Origin of the sequence: Micromonospora sp. NPDC047074, from assembly GCF_040643815.1 — a bacterium.
Classification (GTDB): Bacteria; Actinomycetota; Actinomycetes; order Mycobacteriales; family Micromonosporaceae; genus Micromonospora.
In genome coordinates, this window is sequence record NZ_JBEYVB010000006.1 from 191,036 (window position 1) to 207,742 (window position 16,707).

A 16,707-nucleotide genomic window follows, 5' to 3' on the forward strand; every position below is an offset into this window, starting at 1 on the left:
GAAGACACTAGGGCCATTCTGTTTGCGCGGCTCGGCGGACCATGGCGGGCACCGCGCGTACGCTGGGCCGGGTGACGAGCCAGATCGAACTCCGCGTGCTGGTGGACGACCCGGGGGACCCGCGCAGTCGCGAGGTGCCGCTGGACTTTCCCCGGGAGTGGATCGAGTTCGCCGACCCGGCGGACGAGAACCACCTTGTCCGGGCCGACCTGACGTGGCTGCTGTCCCGGTGGACGTGCATCTTCGGCCGCGGTTGCCACGGCATCGTCGCGGGCCGGGCCGCCGACGGCTGCTGCTCGCACGGCGCGTTCTTCACCGACTCCGACGACGAGCAGCGGGTCCGGGCCGCGGCCAAGCGGCTGACCCCGGCGACGTGGCAGCACTTCCGGCGCGGATTCAAGAACTGGACCGAGAACGACACCATCGACGGCGAGAACCCCGCCCGCCGGACCGCCACCCAGGGCGAGGACGGCCCCTGCGTCTTTCTCAACGACGCCGACTTCCCGGGCGGCGCCGGTTGTGCCCTGCACGGTCAGGCGCTGCGCGACGGGGTGCACCCGCTGGAATACAAGCCGGACGTCTGCTGGCAGCTGCCGATCCGCCGCGACCAGGAGTGGGTCAAGCGGCCGGACAACACGAAGGTGCTGGTCTCCACGCTGTCCGAGTTCGACCGGCGGGGCTGGGGCGCCGGCGGGCACGACCTGGACTGGTGGTGCACCTCCTCCACGGACGCGCACGTCGGCTCCGAACCGATGTACGTGTCCTACGGCCCGGAGCTGACCGCGCTCATCGGCGCGCCCGCGTACGCGAAACTGGCCGAGGTGTGCGGGGCGCGCGGCCGGCAGGGCATGGTGGCCCCGCATCCCGCCGACGGCGCCTGACCGGCCGAGGGGCCGCGCGGCCCCTCGGCGCGTACGCCGATCAGGGCTCGAACTTGTAGCCGAGACCCCGCACGGTGACGATGAAGCGCGGTGCGGACGGCTCCGGCTCGATCTTGGAACGCAGCCGCTTGACGTGCACGTCGAGGGTCTTGGTGTCACCGACGTAGTCGGCCCCCCAGACCCGGTCGATGAGCTGCCCCCGGGTGAGCACCCGGCCGGCGTTGCGCAGCAGCAGCTCCAGCAGCTCGAACTCCTTGAGCGGAAGCTGGACGGGTGCGCCGTCGACGGTCACCACGTGCCGCTCGATGTCCATCCGGACCGGGCCGGCGGCCAGCGTCGGGCCGCCCGCCTCGGTGACCTCGGTGCTCTGCCGCCGCAGCACGGCCCGGATCCGGGCGACCAGCTCCCGCGGCGAGTACGGCTTGGTCACGTAGTCGTCGGCGCCGATCTCCAGGCCGACCACCTTGTCGATCTCGCTGTCCCGCGCGGTGACCATGATGATCGGCACGTGCGAGCGCTGCCGGAGCTGCCGGCACACCTCGGTGCCGGACATCTCGGGCAGCATCAGGTCGAGCAGCACGATGTCGGCGCCGGTCCGGTCGAACTCGGTGAGGGCGGAGGGGCCCGTCGCGGCGACGGACACCTCGAAGCCCTCCTTGCGGAGCATGTACGACAGGGCGTCGGAGAACGACTCCTCGTCCTCGACCACCAGAACGCGGCTCAACGGGACTTCCTTTCCATGTGCTGTCAGACCTGCCGGAGCTCGGCCGGGCCGGCCTCGATCCCAGCGGACGGCAGTGTCGCCAGGATCTCCTCCGGAGGACGGGCGGGGAGCCGGAGGGTGAACGTCGACCCACCACCCAGAGTGCTCGACACCTCGACCCGGCCGCCATGGTTGCCGGCGATGTGTTTGACGATGGCCAGCCCCAGCCCGGTGCCACCCGTCGACCGGGAGCGGGCCTGGTCGGCCCGGTAGAACCGCTCGAAGATCCGGTCGACGTCGGTCGGGGCGATCCCGATGCCCTGGTCGGCGACGGAGATCTCCACGTGCTCGCCGGCGGCGCGGGCCGCGATCCGGACGACGGTGTCCGCGCCGGAGTAGTTGATGGCGTTCTCCACCAGGTTGGACACGGCCGTGGCGAGCTGGGTGTCGCTGCCGTGGACGGTCAGGCCCCGCTCGACGTCGGCGGTCACGTCGATGCGGCGGGCGGCGGCGGAGGTGCGGGTCCGGTCGATCACCTCGGCGATCACCCAGTCGATCGCGACCGGTTCCGGGGGCGGCTGCGGCTCGGCGCCCTGGAGCCGGGTCAACTCCAGCAGCTCCTGCACCAGCCGGCCCAGCCGGGTCGACTCGTGCTGGATCCGTTCGGCGAAGCGCCGGGCGGCGACCAGGTCCTCGGACAGGTCGGGCGCCCCCGCGCCGGCCGGCTCGGTGGCGTCCAGCAGCGCCTCGGCGAGGAGTTGGAGGGCCCCGATCGGGGTCTTGAGCTCGTGGCTGACGTTGGCCACGAAGTCGCGGCGGACCCGGGCCAGCCGGTGCGACTCGGTCACGTCCGCCGCCTCGACGGCGATGTAGCCGCCGCCGATCCCCATCGCCCGCAGGTGCACCCCGAGCGGGTTCACCCCGGCGTTGTCGCGACCGCGCGGCAGGTCCAGCTCGATCTCGCGCCGCACGCCGGTGCGCCGCACCTGCCCGGCGAGCGTACGGATCAGGGGGTGGGGGACGATCGAGCCCGGGGTCGGGCCGGTGCGGAGCAGCCCCATCGCGCGGGCGGCCGGGTTGACCAGGACGGGCAGGTCGTCGGGGTCGAGCACGACCACGCCGGCCCGGAGCGAGTCGATCGTCCGGCGACCGGTCCCGGACTGCGGATCCTCGGCTATCGGGGGCCTCCCCCAGGTGTAGGGGAAGCCGGACCGGCTCCCCGCCCGCGTGGCGCGCCCGGCCAGCGCCGGAACGAACCGGGGCAACAGCACCCCGGCGATCACTCCGACCGCCAGCCCCACGGCCACCGCGACCGTCACCGCCCACTCCACCCGGCGATCGTATGGTCATTGTTAACCTGGCAACCACCACAAATGGGGCGAACCATCCTCGCTTCCGGGAATGTTCATCCTCACGTCCGGCGTCGTTCACCGAGGTTCATCTCCGGTCCGCCCGTCCGACCTACCGTGGGCGGCGCACCTGCCACCTGCCGGCACGAGAGCCGGCGATCACCGACCACAGGACGTGACAATGCGCGACGAGTTCCGGGCTGACCTGCAGATCGTCAGCCAACTGCTGGTGGACATGGCGGAAGGGGTCCGGGCCGCGATGCGGCAGGCGACCCGCGCCCTGCTCACCGCGGACCGCCGGGCGGCCGAGACGGTGATCGAGCGGGACGCCGAGATCGACGACCTCTACCGGCACGTCGAGGAGCGGGTCTGCGACCTGCTCGCCCGGCAGGCACCGGTCGCCTCCGACCTGCGCGCGATGATCACCGCGCTGCACGTCGCGGCCGACCTGGAGCGCATGGGCGACCTGGCCGACCACGTCGCGAAGACCGCCCTGCGCCGGCACCCCTCGCCCGCCGTACCGGCGGAGCTGCGGCCGATCTTCACCGACATGGCCACCATCGCCGACCGGATGGCCGTCAAGATCGGCTCGGTGCTCGCCAAGCCCGACGCCGACCTCGCCGCCGAACTCGACCGCGACGACGACGCCATGGACGACCTGCACCGGAGCCTGTTCGGGGTGCTGCTCGGCGAGGACTGGCCGTACGGGGTGGAGACCGCCATCGACGCCACCCTGCTCGGTCGCTTCTACGAGCGCTTCGCCGACCACGCCGTCAACTCCGGCGAGCACGTGGTCTACCTGATCACCGGCACCCCCACCGCAGGCTGAGATGTAAGGAAGGGCACCTTCCTAACGCATAGCGTTAGGAAGGTGCCCTTCCTTACATCCAAAACGTGCGTCAGCGGCCCTGGTTGGCGACCGCGGCCGCGGCGGCCTTGGCGGCGGTGGGATCCAGGTAGGTGCCGCCCAGCGTGAGCGGCCGCAGCTGCGGGTCCAGGTCGTAGCGCAGCGGGATGCCGGTGGGGATGTTGAGCTTGGCGATCGCGGAGTCGGAGATCTGGTCCAGGTGCTTGACCAGGGCGCGCAGCGAGTTGCCGTGCGCGGCCACCAGCACCGTACGGCCGGCCAGGATGTCCGGCACGATCGAGTCGTACCAGTACGGCAGCATCCGCTCGACGACGTCCTTGAGGCACTCGGTACGCGGCATCAGCTCGCTCGGCAGCAGCGCGTAGCGCGGGTCGCCCACCTGCGAGAACTCGTCGTCGTCCGCGATCGGCGGCGGCGGCGTGTCGTACGAGCGGCGCCAGAGCATGAACTGCTCCTCGCCGTACTCCTCCAGGGTCTGCTTCTTGTTCTTGCCCTGGAGGGCGCCGTAGTGCCGCTCGTTGAGTCGCCACGACCGGCGCACGGCGATCCAGTGCCGGTCGGCGGCGTTGAGCGCCAGCTCGGCGGTGCGGATCGCGCGGCGCATCACGCTGGTGTGCACCACGTCCGGCAGCAGGCTGTGCTCGCGCATCAGTTCGCCGCCGCGGCGGGCCTCGCTCTCGCCCTTCTCGGTCAGGTCGACGTCGACCCAGCCGGTGAAGAGGTTCTTGGCGTTCCAGTCACTCTCGCCGTGCCGCAGCAGGACCAGCGTCCCGACGGTGGGCCCCTCGCTAGCAGTCATGCCGATCATCCTGCCGCACGGCCCGGGACGGCGTGCGGTCGGTGGCCGTGACGACCACCACGTGGAAAATGCGCTGCCCGGAAAACCGACCTGACACTAGGTTGTAAGGCGCGATAATCATGGCGGTCATTACGAGGCGGGGGGCGCCGACGTGCGGACGATGCGGGGTTGGTTCCGGGACACGACCGGGGGCCTGCCGGTCACCTTCTGGTACCTGTGGGCCGGCACGCTGGTCAACCGGCTCGGCTCGTTCGTCCTGGTCTTCCTGGCCATCTACCTGACGACCGAACGCGGCTTCTCCGCGTCGCAGGCGGGCCTGGTGCTCGGCCTGTGGGGCGCGGGTGGCGCGGTCGGCACCACGGTGGGCGGCACACTGGCCGACCGGTGGGGCCGCCGGCCCACCGTGCTCACCGCGCACCTCGGCGCGGCCACCATGATGCTCGCCCTCGGGTTCGCCCGGGAACTGTGGACCGTGGCACTCGGCGCCCTGCTGCTCGGCATGTTCGCCGAGGCGTCCCGCCCCGCGTTCGGGGCGATGATGATCGACGTGGTGCCGGAGAAGGACCGGCTGCGGGCCTTCACGCTGAACTACTGGGCGATCAACCTCGGCTTCGCCAGCGCGGCCGTCCTCGCCGGCCTCGCGGCCGAGGCCGGCTACCTGCTGCTCTTCGTGGTCGACGCGACCACGACGGTGATCACCGCACTGATCATCTTCGTCAAGGTCGGCGAGACCCGGCGGCCCGCTCCCGCCACCGCGCCCGCCAGCCGCAACGGCACCGGCGCCCGGTCCGGCGCGCTACGCACCATCCTCACCGACCGGATCTACCTCGGCTTCGTGACGCTCAACCTGTTCGCCGCGCTGGTCTTCCTCCAGCACATCTCGATGCTGCCGATCGCGATGGGCGACTCCGGTCTCAGCCCGGCCACCTACGGCTCGGTGATCGCGCTCAACGGGGTGCTGATCGTGGTCGGCCAACTCTTCGTACCCCGGCTGATCAGAGGCCGCAGCCGGTCGCACGTACTCGCGCTGGCCTCGGTGGTGATGGGCGTCGGGTTCGGGCTCACCGCGTTCGCCGACGCCGCCTGGTTCTACGGCCTGACCGTGCTGATCTGGACGGTCGGCGAGATGCTCAACTCGCCGTCCAACGCGACGCTGATCGCCGAACTCTCCCCCGCCGACCTGCGCGGCCGCTACCAGGGCGTCTTCTCGCTCTCCTGGCAGGTGGCCGGCGCGGTCGCACCGGTCCTCGGCGGGCTGGTCCGGGAACAGGTAGGCAACGCCCCGCTCTGGATCGGCTGCGCCGTGATCGGCGGGGTGGCGGCGCTCGCCCACCTGATCTCCGGCCCGGCCCGGGAGCGGCGGGCCACGATGCTGCGTACGGGTGCCGGTCCCGTCGTACCGGCGGTGGTGATCCGGCCGCCCGCGCCGGAGGCGGCCGAGGCGGCGGCAACAGCCCCCGCCGAGCCCGTGGTCGTGCCCGAGCCGGACGACGAACCGGCGACCGGTCAGCGGCGGGCGGCGGAGCCCACCGGTACGCGGTGACCAGCGACACCCTGGCGCGCAGGCCCCCGGCTTCCTACCGTCGAGGCCGGTTCGGTTAGGAAACAGTACTGTTCGGGAGGACGGGTGCGAGCCCTGCGCCGCTGGCTGGACGACACCGCGGGCGGTCTCCCCGCCACCTTCTGGTACCTCTGGGCCGGCCTGCTGATCAACCGGGCCGGCGCCTTCGCCATGCTCTTCCTGTCGCTCTACCTGACCGAGGCGCGCGGCGCGAGCGAGGCGCTCACCGGGACGGTGGTCGGGGCGTACGGGCTGGGTGGCGCGGCCGGCGTGCTGCTCGGCGGGGTGCTGGCCGACCGGTGGGGACGGCGCGCCACGCTGCTCGCCGCCCACCTGGCAACCGCCGGGCTCATGGTCGCGCTGGGCCTCAGCCGGCACCTAGTGCTGATCGCGGTGCTCGCGGCCCTGGTCGGGGTGGCGCACTCGATGCCCAGTCCCGCCTTCGTGGCGGCGATCGTCGACGTGGTGCCCGAACGGCGTCGCGCCCGGGCGTTCAACCTCCAGTTCTGGGCGTTCAACCTGGGCATGGCGGCGGCCTCGCTGCTGGCCGGCCTGCTCGCCGAGGCGAGCTTCGTCGCGCTCTTCCTGGTCGACGCCGCCGCGACCCTGCTCGCGGCGGCCGTCATCGCCTGGAAGGTTCCGGAAACGCTCCCCCGCCGTGCGCCCGGCCTCACAGCAATCTTGGACACTTTCCGGCCGGTCGGAACGGGAAGTGTCCAAGATCCGCGAACGGGCTCGGGTACGGACGGTGGCGAGGCGCCGGAGCCGCGCCGGGCCGGACAGCGGCGGTGGGCGGGACAGCGCGGACAGCGGCGGTGGGCGGGACAGCGCGGACAGCGGCGGTGGGCGGCACAGCGCGGGCGGCAGCGGCGGCCGGGGCTGCACACCGCCCTGACCGACCGCACCTTCCTCACCTTCGTCGCGCTGACCTTCGTGCTGGCCGTACTGACCATGCAGACGTCGACGATCATGCCCCTGGCGATGCGGTCGGACGGGCTGCGGCCCTCGGCGTACGGCATGGTGGTGGCGCTCGGCGGGGTGCTGATCGTGGTGGGACAGCTCTTCGTACCGCGCCTGATCGAGCGGCACCGCAAGGATCGCGTCCTGGCCGCCTCCACCGTGCTGCTGGCGCTCGGCTTCGCCACCCTCGCGGTCGCTGACGGCCTCGCGGTCTACCTGGCTGCGGCGGTGGTGTGGACCGTCGGCCAGATGCTCGCCGCGCCGCCCAACGCGCAGATCAACGCCGACCTGGCCCCGCCGGAGCTACGGGCCCGCTACCAGTCGGTGTTCTACCTGGCGTTCCCGGCGGCGTCGTTCGTGGCGCCCACCCTCGGCGGGGTGAGCCTGCAGTACCTCGGCGACCTGCACTGGCTGATCGTCGGCGCACTGGGGCTGCTGGCCGCCGGCTGCCACCTGCTGGCCGGCCCGCCGCGCGACCGCCACGTCGCCGCCCTCCGGCGCAGCACCGCCCGCCACGCCGCCCCGGCTCCCGCACCCGCGCACTGATCGTCGGGCTGGCGAACGGTTTCACCGTGGCGGCCAGGACGGGGTAGGACAGCAGAACGCCCATCGCGACTCGTGATCGCGATGGGCGTTCGCACCGTATGACCGGCGGCGGCGGGCGAGGCCCACCCCCGTAGGCGTCGTCCGCTCACGCCGCCGGTCCAAACAGGTGGCCACCGTCCCCCAACGGTGTTGTTCCACCCGTCCCCCGCGCCTCACTCGGTGCACGGATCTGATCGATCCACCGCTCCCCCGAACGGTTCCGAGCGTGGCACGGTGCAACAAAGTTAGTTCGCCCGGGATGACGGATACAACCTTGATGGGCTGTCTCGCCGGTCACAGCGTCGGTGTCCCACCGGTCCGCCACCGCCCCGGGCCTCGGTCAAGGCATACCCGCCGACCCTTCCCCCAAACACGTCAGGCGTCCTCACGATCGGGCGATTCCGTACGGAAGAAGTTGCTCTGCCGGCCGTCGCGAAGCTGCTCCTGGTAGATCAGGTTCAGCTTCCGCCCGTCGAAGGTCCGGAACCACTCCTCCCACGTGATCTCGCGCACCCGGCTGCTCTCCCGGTAACCCGGCATGTTGAAGGTGAGCACGCCGGCCCGGCCCTCCCGCTCGGTGCCCGCGATCGTCGCCGGCTTGGCACCACGCTCCCTGGCCCAACGCTGGATCACGTCGTGATTGGTGGTCACCAGACTGCGGCCGGGGCGCTCCGGGCGGTCGGAGATGGACGAGATGACCTGCGAGGAACGTACCGACCGCGCCTGGCTCCGGCCGGTCCGGATCCCGGTCGCCCGCGTCGCCGTACCGCCGGCTGCCGCGCCCGCCCGCGACGACGCCGCGGACGTACGGGCAGCCGCCGTGGACTTCCGCGCCGGAGCCGCCTTGGCGGCGGCCCTCCTGGCCGGAGCCTTCTTCGCCGCCGCGGTCCTCTTCGCCGCCGGAGCCTTCTTCGCTGCCGCGGTCCTCTTCGCCGCCGGAGCCTTCTTCGCCGCCGCGGTCTGCTTCGCCGCCTGCGCGCGACCCGGCGCCGCCTTCTTGGCCGCCTGCGCCCGACCGGGGGCGGCCTTGCCCGCGGGCCGCCCCGGCGCCGCCTTCTTGGTGGCGGCGGCCCGCCTGGCCGACGTGGTGGTGGCGCGCCCGGCCGACGCCTTCTTCCCCGCCGCCCGGCCGGCGGGACCGGTGCCACGGCGGGCGGCGCCAGCCGAGGGGCGCTCCGAGCGCAGGGTCCTCGCCAGCGTCTTCACCAGTTCCGGCTTGCGCAGGGCGGAGACGCCGGATACCCCGCGCTTGCGGAGCTGCCCCCGGATGTCGTCCACCCTCATCCGGGAGATCTCGGACTCGGAGATCGACGGGGTGTTCGGGGTCTGGTTGCCCCCCTGCCGTTTCGTTCTGGTCGCAGTCCCGCCGCGACCTGAGCTGTTCCGCTGAGCCATGAGACGCCCACGCTCCTCGACAGTTGGTCCTCGGCGCGCGGCGGTCCGCTGCCGCACCGCGCGGTGCGGCATACCCGTCAGGACCGGTCCGAACCTCCGACGGGGGCACCAGTGCCCGGGGCATCGGAATTCCCGGACGATCCGGCGCCCGGGGACGGCTCGAAGAGGTGCGCGAACGCCGCGAGGTTCGCGGTGGACTCGCCGCGCTTGACCCGCCACTCCCACTCCCGGCGGATCGAGCTGCCGAAGCCGATCTCCAGCATCGTGTCGAAGGACTCGTCGGCGTAGGTGAGCACCGCGCCCAGCAGCCGGTCCAACTCGTCGGCGTCGACCCCGGCGGGGTTGACCCGACCGGTCAGGTAGACGTCGCCGACCGCGTCGATGGAGAAGGACACCCCGTACATGCGGGCGTTGCGCTGCAACAACCAGGCCCACAGCTCCTCGCGCCGCTCGTCCGGCTGCCGCATCACGAACGCCTCGACGCGGAGCGCGTGCTCGCCGACGATCAGGTTGCAGACGGTCTTCAGCTTGTGGGTGCCCGGCAGCGTGATCGCGTACGAGCCCGGGCCGGTCGGCTCCCAGGCCAGCTCCCGCTCGTCGCAGACCGACTCGATCAGGGCCGCAAGATCACTCTTTCCGCTCATCGGATCCACTCTACGACCGCCGCCGCGCCCGCACCGGGCCACGACGGCCCGCACCGGACGCTCACGCGGAGCAGGAGCCACACCGGCCGGACCAGGAGCTAACCGTCACCAGGAGCAGGCCATCGCCGGCCCGCCGGCCAGCTCGGAGGCGAACCGGGCCCGGTGCGCGGCGATCGCCTCGCCGTAGACGGCGAGCAGCCCGGAGGCGGTCCGGTGCCAGGAGAAGTTGCGGGCGTGCCGCGCCGCGCCCCGGGCCAGTTCGGCCCGCCGGGGTCGGTCGGGCAGCAGGCGGCAGAGCGTACGGGCCCAGTCGGCCGGGTCGTGGCCGTCGATCAGCACCCCGCTGACCTGGTCCCGGACGGCGGTCACCAGGCCCCCTACGGCGGCGGCCACCACCGGCGTACCGCAGGCCTGCGCCTCCAGCGCGACCAGGCCGAAGGATTCGTTGTACGACGGCACCGCCACCAGGTCCGCCGCCCGGTACAGGGCGGGCAGGTCGTCACCGGTCTGCGGAGGCAGGAACCGCACCAGGTCGGCGACGCCGAGCGAGGCGGCCAGCTCGATCAGGGCCGTCGGCCGGTCGAGCCCGCTGCCGCTGGGGCCACCGCAGATCACCACGGTCACCTCGTCGGCGAACGCCGGCTCGCGCTCCCGCAGCGCCGCCACCGCGCGGATGAGCACGTCCGGGGCCTTCAGGGGCTGGATGCGGCCGACGAAGGCCACCACGTACCCGGTGGCGGGCAGCCCGAGCCGGCGGCGGGCGGCGGCCGCGACGTGCTCGCGTTCCCCCCGCTCCGGGCGGAACCGGTCCAGGTCCACGCCCGGCTCGACCACCGCGACCCGGGCGGGGTCGGCGTCGTACCTGTCGATCAGGTCGCGGGCCTCGACCGCCGTGTTCGCGATCAGCCGGTCGGCCTCGGCGACCACCTGCTCCTCGCCGATGACACGGGCTTTCGGCTCCGGCCGGTCCCCGGCGGCGAGCTGGGCGTTCTTGACCTTCGCCAGGGTGTGCGCGGTGTGCACCAGCGGCACCCCCCAGCGCTCCTTGGACAGCCAGCCGACCTGGCCGGAGAGCCAGTAGTGGGAGTGGATCAGGTCGTAGTGGCCCGGCGGGCGGGAGGCCTCGGCGCGGAGCACGCCGGCGGTGAAGGCGCAGAGCTGCCCCGGCAGCTCCTCCTTGGTGAGCCCTTCCAGCGGACCGGCGGTGACGTGCCGGACGTGCACGCCGGGCGCCGTCTCGACCACCGGGGGAAGGTCGCCGGAGGTGGCCCGGGTGAAGATCTCGACCTCGACGCCCGCCTCGGCCAGCCGGCGGGCGACCTCCAGGATGTAGACGTTCATCCCGCCGGCGTCCCCGGTGCCGGGCTGGTGCAGGGGCGAGGTGTGCACCGACAACGTCGCGATCCGCCGGGGGCGGGGCCACGGACGTGCACCTCTCTGACGACCGACACCGGTGTGCAACTCCGCCACGTCCGCTCCCTTTGTCACGGTTGATGCCGCACATGCACGCCCGGCGTTTCGGACAACGTCCGCGCCCGGTGTCATCTTCCCCATCAGGTACCGGTAATGCGCCGGGGCGACCCCCGGGCGTGACGGACCTCATCACCATGCCGCCGGCAAGCACCCCCGGTACCCGGGTGAGAATGGCCTGATGACCTCTGTCGCCGTCGTCACCGGAGCGTCCAGCGGGATCGGTGCCGCCACCGCCCGCCGGCTCGCCGCCGAGGGATTCCACGTGCTCGCCGCCGCCCGGCGTACCGACCGGCTGGCCGACCTGGTCGCCGAGATCGAGGGGGCGGGCGGCGCGGCCACCGCGGTGGCCTGCGACGTCACCTCCGACGAGTCGGTGGCGGAGCTGGCCGCGGCGGCGGCGCGGGCCCCCGGGCCGGTCACCCTGCTGGTCAACAACGCCGGCGGCGCGCGCGGGCTGGATCCGGTCGAGACCGGGTCCGTCGGCGACTGGCAGTGGATGTACGACGTCAACGTTCTCGGCACGCTGCGCGTCACCCAGGCACTGCTGCCCGCGCTGGAGGCGTCCGGGGCCGGCACCATCGTGGTCGTCTCCTCCACCGCCGGCTTCACCGTGTACGAGGGCGGGGGCGGCTACAGCGCCGCCAAGCACGCGCAGACGGCGATCGCCGGCACGCTGCGGCTGGAACTCTGCGGCCGGCCGGTACGGGTGATCGAGATCGACCCCGGCATGGTGCGGACCGACGAGTTCGGGCTGGTCCGCTTCGACGGGGACGCCGACAGGGCGGCGGCGGTCTACGCCGGGGTCGCCGAGCCGCTGGTCGCCGAGGACGTGGCCGACTGCGTCGCCTGGTGCGCGACCCGCCCGCAGCACGTCAACATCGACCGCCTCGTCGTGCGCCCGCTGGCCCAGGCCGCCCAGCACAAGGTGCACCGGGCCGGCTGAGCGGCCGGCGGTCGGAGACGATGGCGGGCACGCGGGTGGACGCGACGCCGGCGCCCGGGTCCGGGCCGGCGCGGCACCGGCCGCTCGGGGTGGTGACCCGGGGGACGACGAATCCCAACCGGCTCCGCCGGGTGGACAACTGGATCGTCGAGACCTGCGGGGAGGCGCTGCGCGACGCGGCCGACCCGCTGGTGGTGGACCTCGGCTACGGCGCCAGCCCCGTCACCGCCGTCGAGCTGCGCGCCCGGCTGGCCGCCGCGGTTCGCCCCGACGTGCGGGTGGTCGGGCTGGAGATCGATCCGGTACGCGTCGCCGCCGCCCAGCCGTCCGCCGACCCGCCCCGGCTCACCTTCGCCCGGGGCGGCTTCGAGCTGGCCGGCCTGCGACCCGCCCTGGTCCGGGCGTTCAACGTCCTGCGCCAGTACGACGAACGCGAGGTGGCCGAGGCCTGGCGGACGATGACCGCCGCGCTGGCCCCGGGCGGCCTGCTGGTCGAGGGCACCTGCGACGAGCTGGGGCGGCTCGCCGGTTGGCTGCTGATCGACGCCGACGGCCCCCGTACGCTCACCCTGGCCGCGAAGCTCAGCACCCTGGACACCCCGGCGGAGCTGGCCGAACGACTGCCCAAGGCGCTGATCCACCGCAACGTCCCGGGGGAGCCGATCCACGACCTGATCCGGGCGCTCGACGACGCCTGGCACGCCGCCGCCGGCTACGCCCCGTTCGGGCCCCGCCAACGCTGGCTGCGCGCGGTGTCCGCCGTCCGCGACGCGGGCTGGCCGATCCTCCACGGCCCCCGCCGCTGGCGCCACGGCGAACTGACCCTCCCCTGGCCTTCTCCCACCCCGTAACCCACCCCACTCACCCCTCCCACGCCCCGACGCGCCCCACGCCGACCCGCCCCGTCGACGCGCGACAGCGCTCCCGCGACGTCGCGCCCCCTCCCAGCGTCGTCGATCTTGCACTTTCCGCCCTCACATAAGCCGCAACTAGTGCAATCCGAGGGCAGAAAGTGCAAGATCGCGGGCGCGGGGCGGGGTGGGCGCGGGGCGGGCGTGGCGCGGGGGCGGGGTGGGGTGGGGTGGGGGTCAGATTGTGCAGTTTATGAGGACTGGTTCGGGGTGGAGGGTCACGCCGAAGCGGTGGTGGACGCCGTCGCGGATCTCCCGGGCCAGTTCGACCAGGGCGGCCGTGCTGGCGGTGCCGCCGCGGTTGGTCAGGGCGAGGGTGTGCTTGCTGGAGATGGCCACGCCCTCCGGCCCGGGGTGGCCCTTGCCGAAGCCCGCCTTGTCGATGAGCCAGGCGGCGCTGACCTTCACCACGTCGCCCGCGCCCGGCCAGGCCGGCGGCTCGCCGATGTCGGCGGCGCGTTCCCGCAGCAACTCGTACGCGGGCAGGTCGAGCACCGGGTTGGTGAAGAACGAGCCGACCGACCGGGTGTCCGGATCGGTCGCGTCGAGCACCATGCCCTTGCCGGCGCGCAGCCGCAGGACCGTGGCCCGGGCGTCGGCCAGCGGCACCCGGTCCCCCACCTCGACGCCGAGCGCCCGGGCCAGTTCCGCGTACCGCACCGGGCCGGACAGCGGCGAGCGGGCGAGCCGGAAGTCGACCGAGAGCACCACCCAGCGGTCGCTGTACTTGAAGATGCTGGACCGGTAGGCGAAGCCGCAGTCGGCGGCGGGGATCCGCCCGAGCGTCCCCTCGACCCGGTCGTGGACGCCGACGCCGACGATGGTCTCGGCCACCTCCTGGCCGTACGCGCCCACGTTCTGGATCGGGGTGGCGCCCGTCGAGCCGGGAATGCCGGAGAGGCACTCCAGGCCGGACCAGCCGTTGGCCACGGTGGCGGCGACGAGGTCGTCCCAGGGCTCGCCGGCCTCGACGCGTACGGTGACGGTGTCGACGTCCTCGGCGACCACCCGCAGGCCCCGCGAGCGCACCAGGACCACGGTGCCCGGGAACCCGACGTCCCCGATCACCACGTTGCTGCCCCCGGCGAGGATCAGGACCTGCTCGTCCCGCTCGCCCGCCTCCCGCACCGCCCGTACGATCGCGTCGGCGTCGGTGCCCGCGACGACGCGCCCCGCCGGCCCGCCCAGGCGCAGGGTGGTGTAGCGCGCGAGTTCGTCCGTCGTGACGGGTTCGGTTCCGGTTGTCGGCTGGGCGTAGACGTCTGACACGCCTTTCACCCTAGGCTGAGGAGTAGCCGCGGCGCCCACTGGTGGCCCGGCCACCCCCGGGAGGATGGCGATGAGCAGACCGCACGGTACGAAGGACTTCTGGCTGGGAGCGCTCCGGGCGGAGGGCCCGGCGTTCGCCTCGGCGGTGGCCGAGGCACCACCGGAGACACCGGTGCTGTCCTGTCCTGGCTGGACCGTCACCGACCTGACCCTGCACCTGACCTCCATCTACCGCTGGGTGCACTCGTTCGCCGGCGCTGGCGCGACCTCCCCGTCGCCAGGGCGGTCCCAGCCGGTCGAGCCGGAGCCGGGCGTCGCCCCGCTCCAGCTCTGGCAGCAGGCGTACGACCAGTTGATGACCCTCTTCGACGCCCTGGACCCGGAGGCCCCGGCCTGGAACTGGGCGCCACAGCCGAAGAAGGCGGGCTTCTGGCCGCGCCGGATCGCGCACGAGACCGCCGTGCACCGCTGGGACGCCCAGCTCGCGATCGCCGCCGGTGAACCGGTCGAGGCGAAGCTCGCCGCCGACGGGGTGAGCGAGGTGCTGGACACCTGGCTGCCGGCCGGCCGGCGCCGCACGGCCGGCCAGTGGCACGGGGTGGTGCAGCTCTCCGCCCCCGACGCGGGCCAGGAATGGTTCCTCCGGCTGCGCGGCGAGGGCGTGGCCCTGCTCGACACCGCCACCATTCTCGACCACGACGACCACCACGCGCGGGCGCAGGTCAGCGGCACGGCGAGCGACCTGCTGCTGGCGCTCTGGGGCCGGGTCGGCCTCGACACGCTGGACGTGGCCGGCGACCGCACCCTGCTGGAGGGCCTGCGCGTCGGCTGAGCCGCGCCGCGCCTGCCGCACGTACCCCGGAGAGGGGCCGCCCGCATCCGGGCGGCCCCTCTCCGTCAGATAGGCCGACCCCCGTTCGGAGAGCGCTCTCTTGACACGGCCGGACCGACGGACCACCCTGTCGTGAGAGCGCTCTCTCAGCTCTGTTCCACCACCTGCCTCACCACCTCAGACGACCTGAGAGGGGTCCGACAGAAATGGGTGTCCTTCCGCGCCGCCGCCTGGCGGCCGTGGCCCTCGTGGCCGCCACCGCGCTGTTCGCCACCACCGGCTGCGCCGGCGACGAACCCGCCGGAGACGGCAAGATCACGCTGACCGTCGACGTGTTCAGCCAGTTCGGCTACGAGGAGCTCTACAAGCAGTACATGGCCGACCACCCCAACGTGAAGATCGTCGAGCGGGGCACGGGGACCAACCTCGACGACTACTCGCCGAAGCTGACCCAGTGGCTCGCCGCCGGCAAGGGCGCGGGCGACATCGTCGCCATCGAAGAGGGGTTGATGGTCGAGTACAAGGCCAACCCCGACAACTTCGTCAACCTGCTCGACCACGGCGGAGCCGAACTCCAGGGCAACTTCCTGGAGTGGAAGTGGAAGGGCGGGACGACCCCGGACGGCAAGCTGATCGGTCTGGGCACCGACGTCGGCGGCATGGCGATGTGCTACCGCAAGGACCTCTTCGCCAAGGCCGGCCTGCCCACCGACCGCGAGTCGGTGTCGAAGCTCTGGCCGACCTGGCAGGACTACATCAGGGTCGGCGAGCAGTTCAAGGCGAAGAACACCGGCGCCGCGTTCCTGGACGCCGCGACCAACATCTTCAACACGATCGTGCTCCAGACGGCCGGCAACGCGCAGGGCTACCACTACTACGACACCAGCGGCAACCTGGTGGTGGACAGCAACCCGGCCGTCCGGCAGGCCTGGGACACCACGATGGACATCATCGACTCGGGCCTCTCCGGCAAGTACGGCTCCTGGTCCGAGGAGTGGGTGTCGGCCTTCAAACAGGCCAAGTTCGCCACCATCGCCTGCCCGGCGTGGATGACCGGCGTCATCGAGGGCAACGCCGGCGCCGAGGCCAAGGGCAAGTGGGACATCGCCCGGGTGCCCGGCAACGGCGGCAACTGGGGCGGATCCTGGCTCGCCGTGCCCACCCAGAGCAAGCACCGGGCCGAGGCCATCGAGCTGGCGAAGTTCCTGACCAGCGCCAAGGGCCAGATCGGGGCGTTCAAGGCCAAGGGCCCGCTGCCGTCCTCGCCGCAGGCGCTGGCCGACCCCGCCATCGTCGACGCCAAGAGCGCGTACTTCTCCGACGCCCCCGTCGGGCAGATCTTCGGCGAGGGCGCCAAGACCCTCAAGCCCGTCTACATGGGACCGAAGAACCAGGCCGTACGCACCGAGGTCGAGAACGCCGTCCGGACGGTGGAGCTGGGTCAGCGCAGCCCCGAACAGGGCTGGACGGACGCGGTCAACAACGCGAAGAAGGCCGCCGCCAAGTAGCCCGAGTGCGGGAGTGCGGGCGGGTG

At 72.8% G+C, this 16,707-nt stretch carries 15 protein-coding genes; 8 read left to right on the plus strand and 7 right to left on the minus strand.

What is annotated here, in order from left to right; translation table 11 throughout:
- Nucleotides 1–71: 71 nt before the first annotated feature.
- Complete coding sequence (locus ABZ809_RS12320) at nt 72–881, plus strand: hypothetical protein (RefSeq protein WP_357562519.1); 810 nt, start codon at nt 72–74, stop codon at nt 879–881.
- 40 nt (nt 882–921) lie between these two features.
- On the opposite strand, the gene ABZ809_RS12325 is transcribed toward ABZ809_RS12320, so the two are convergent.
- Both ABZ809_RS12325 and ABZ809_RS12330 read right to left on the minus strand, forming a co-directional pair.
- Nucleotides 922–1,605, minus strand: a complete 684-nt coding sequence (locus tag ABZ809_RS12325; RefSeq protein ID WP_357562520.1) for a response regulator transcription factor — start codon at nt 1,603–1,605, stop codon at nt 922–924.
- A gap of 23 nt (nt 1,606–1,628) precedes the next feature.
- Nucleotides 1,629–2,915 carry an ATP-binding protein gene (locus tag ABZ809_RS12330; protein WP_357562521.1) on the minus strand — a complete coding sequence of 429 codons (1,287 nt, stop codon included), beginning with the start codon at nt 2,913–2,915 and terminating at the stop codon, nt 1,629–1,631.
- A gap of 199 nt (nt 2,916–3,114) precedes the next feature.
- Between ABZ809_RS12330 and phoU the strand changes: the two genes are divergently transcribed.
- Nucleotides 3,115–3,762, plus strand: a complete 648-nt coding sequence (phoU, locus tag ABZ809_RS12335; protein ID WP_357562522.1) for a phosphate signaling complex protein PhoU — start codon at nt 3,115–3,117, stop codon at nt 3,760–3,762.
- A gap of 70 nt (nt 3,763–3,832) precedes the next feature.
- Here the strand turns inward: phoU and ABZ809_RS12340 are convergent, their stop codons facing one another.
- Entirely contained in the window at nt 3,833–4,600 is a 768-nt protein-coding gene (locus ABZ809_RS12340) for a phosphoglyceromutase (protein WP_357562523.1), read from the minus strand.
- Nucleotides 4,601–4,751: 151 nt separating this feature from the next.
- Here ABZ809_RS12340 and ABZ809_RS12345 point away from each other — a divergent pair, with 151 nt between their 5' ends.
- A complete protein-coding gene (locus tag ABZ809_RS12345) occupies nt 4,752–6,143 on the plus strand; it encodes an MFS transporter (RefSeq protein ID WP_357562524.1) in 1,392 nt (463 codons plus the stop codon).
- Nucleotides 6,144–6,227: 84 nt separating this feature from the next.
- Nucleotides 6,228–7,667 carry an MFS transporter gene (locus ABZ809_RS12350; RefSeq protein WP_357562525.1) on the plus strand — a complete coding sequence of 480 codons (1,440 nt, stop codon included), beginning with the start codon at nt 6,228–6,230 and terminating at the stop codon, nt 7,665–7,667.
- Nucleotides 7,668–8,081: 414 nt separating this feature from the next.
- On the opposite strand, the gene ABZ809_RS12355 is transcribed toward ABZ809_RS12350, so the two are convergent.
- The 3 genes from ABZ809_RS12355 to mshA all read right to left on the minus strand — a co-directional run bounded on the left by ABZ809_RS12355 (nt 8,082) and on the right by mshA (nt 11,215).
- Nucleotides 8,082–8,990, minus strand: coding sequence for a hypothetical protein (locus ABZ809_RS12355; protein WP_357562526.1), 909 nt, complete (start codon nt 8,988–8,990; stop codon nt 8,082–8,084).
- 188 nt (nt 8,991–9,178) lie between these two features.
- Complete coding sequence (locus ABZ809_RS12360) at nt 9,179–9,745, minus strand: YbjN domain-containing protein (protein ID WP_357562527.1); 567 nt, start codon at nt 9,743–9,745, stop codon at nt 9,179–9,181.
- A gap of 105 nt (nt 9,746–9,850) precedes the next feature.
- Nucleotides 9,851–11,215, minus strand: a complete 1,365-nt coding sequence (gene mshA / locus ABZ809_RS12365) for a D-inositol-3-phosphate glycosyltransferase (RefSeq protein WP_357562528.1) — start codon at nt 11,213–11,215, stop codon at nt 9,851–9,853.
- 181 nt (nt 11,216–11,396) lie between these two features.
- Between mshA and ABZ809_RS12370 the strand changes: the two genes are divergently transcribed.
- Together ABZ809_RS12370 and ABZ809_RS12375 are read left to right on the plus strand one after the other, a co-directional pair.
- Complete coding sequence (locus ABZ809_RS12370) at nt 11,397–12,161, plus strand: SDR family oxidoreductase (RefSeq protein ID WP_357562529.1); 765 nt, start codon at nt 11,397–11,399, stop codon at nt 12,159–12,161.
- Nucleotides 12,162–12,181: 20 nt separating this feature from the next.
- The gene (locus ABZ809_RS12375) at nt 12,182–13,012 is read left to right on the plus strand and encodes a class I SAM-dependent methyltransferase (protein ID WP_357562530.1); all 831 of its coding nucleotides are present in this window, start codon (nt 12,182–12,184) and stop codon (nt 13,010–13,012) included.
- A 237-nt stretch (nt 13,013–13,249) separates the two neighbouring features.
- Here the strand turns inward: ABZ809_RS12375 and ABZ809_RS12380 are convergent, their stop codons facing one another.
- Nucleotides 13,250–14,341, minus strand: coding sequence for a UDP-N-acetylmuramate dehydrogenase (locus ABZ809_RS12380; protein ID WP_357562531.1), 1,092 nt, complete (start codon nt 14,339–14,341; stop codon nt 13,250–13,252).
- A 70-nt stretch (nt 14,342–14,411) separates the two neighbouring features.
- On the opposite strand from ABZ809_RS12380, the gene ABZ809_RS12385 reads away from it, so the two are divergent.
- Together ABZ809_RS12385 and ABZ809_RS12390 are read left to right on the plus strand one after the other, a co-directional pair.
- Nucleotides 14,412–15,173, plus strand: a complete 762-nt coding sequence (locus tag ABZ809_RS12385; RefSeq protein ID WP_357562532.1) for a maleylpyruvate isomerase family mycothiol-dependent enzyme — start codon at nt 14,412–14,414, stop codon at nt 15,171–15,173.
- A 206-nt stretch (nt 15,174–15,379) separates the two neighbouring features.
- A complete protein-coding gene (locus ABZ809_RS12390) occupies nt 15,380–16,681 on the plus strand; it encodes an extracellular solute-binding protein (protein ID WP_357562533.1) in 1,302 nt (433 codons plus the stop codon).
- The last annotated feature ends 26 nt before the right edge of the window (nt 16,682–16,707 follow it).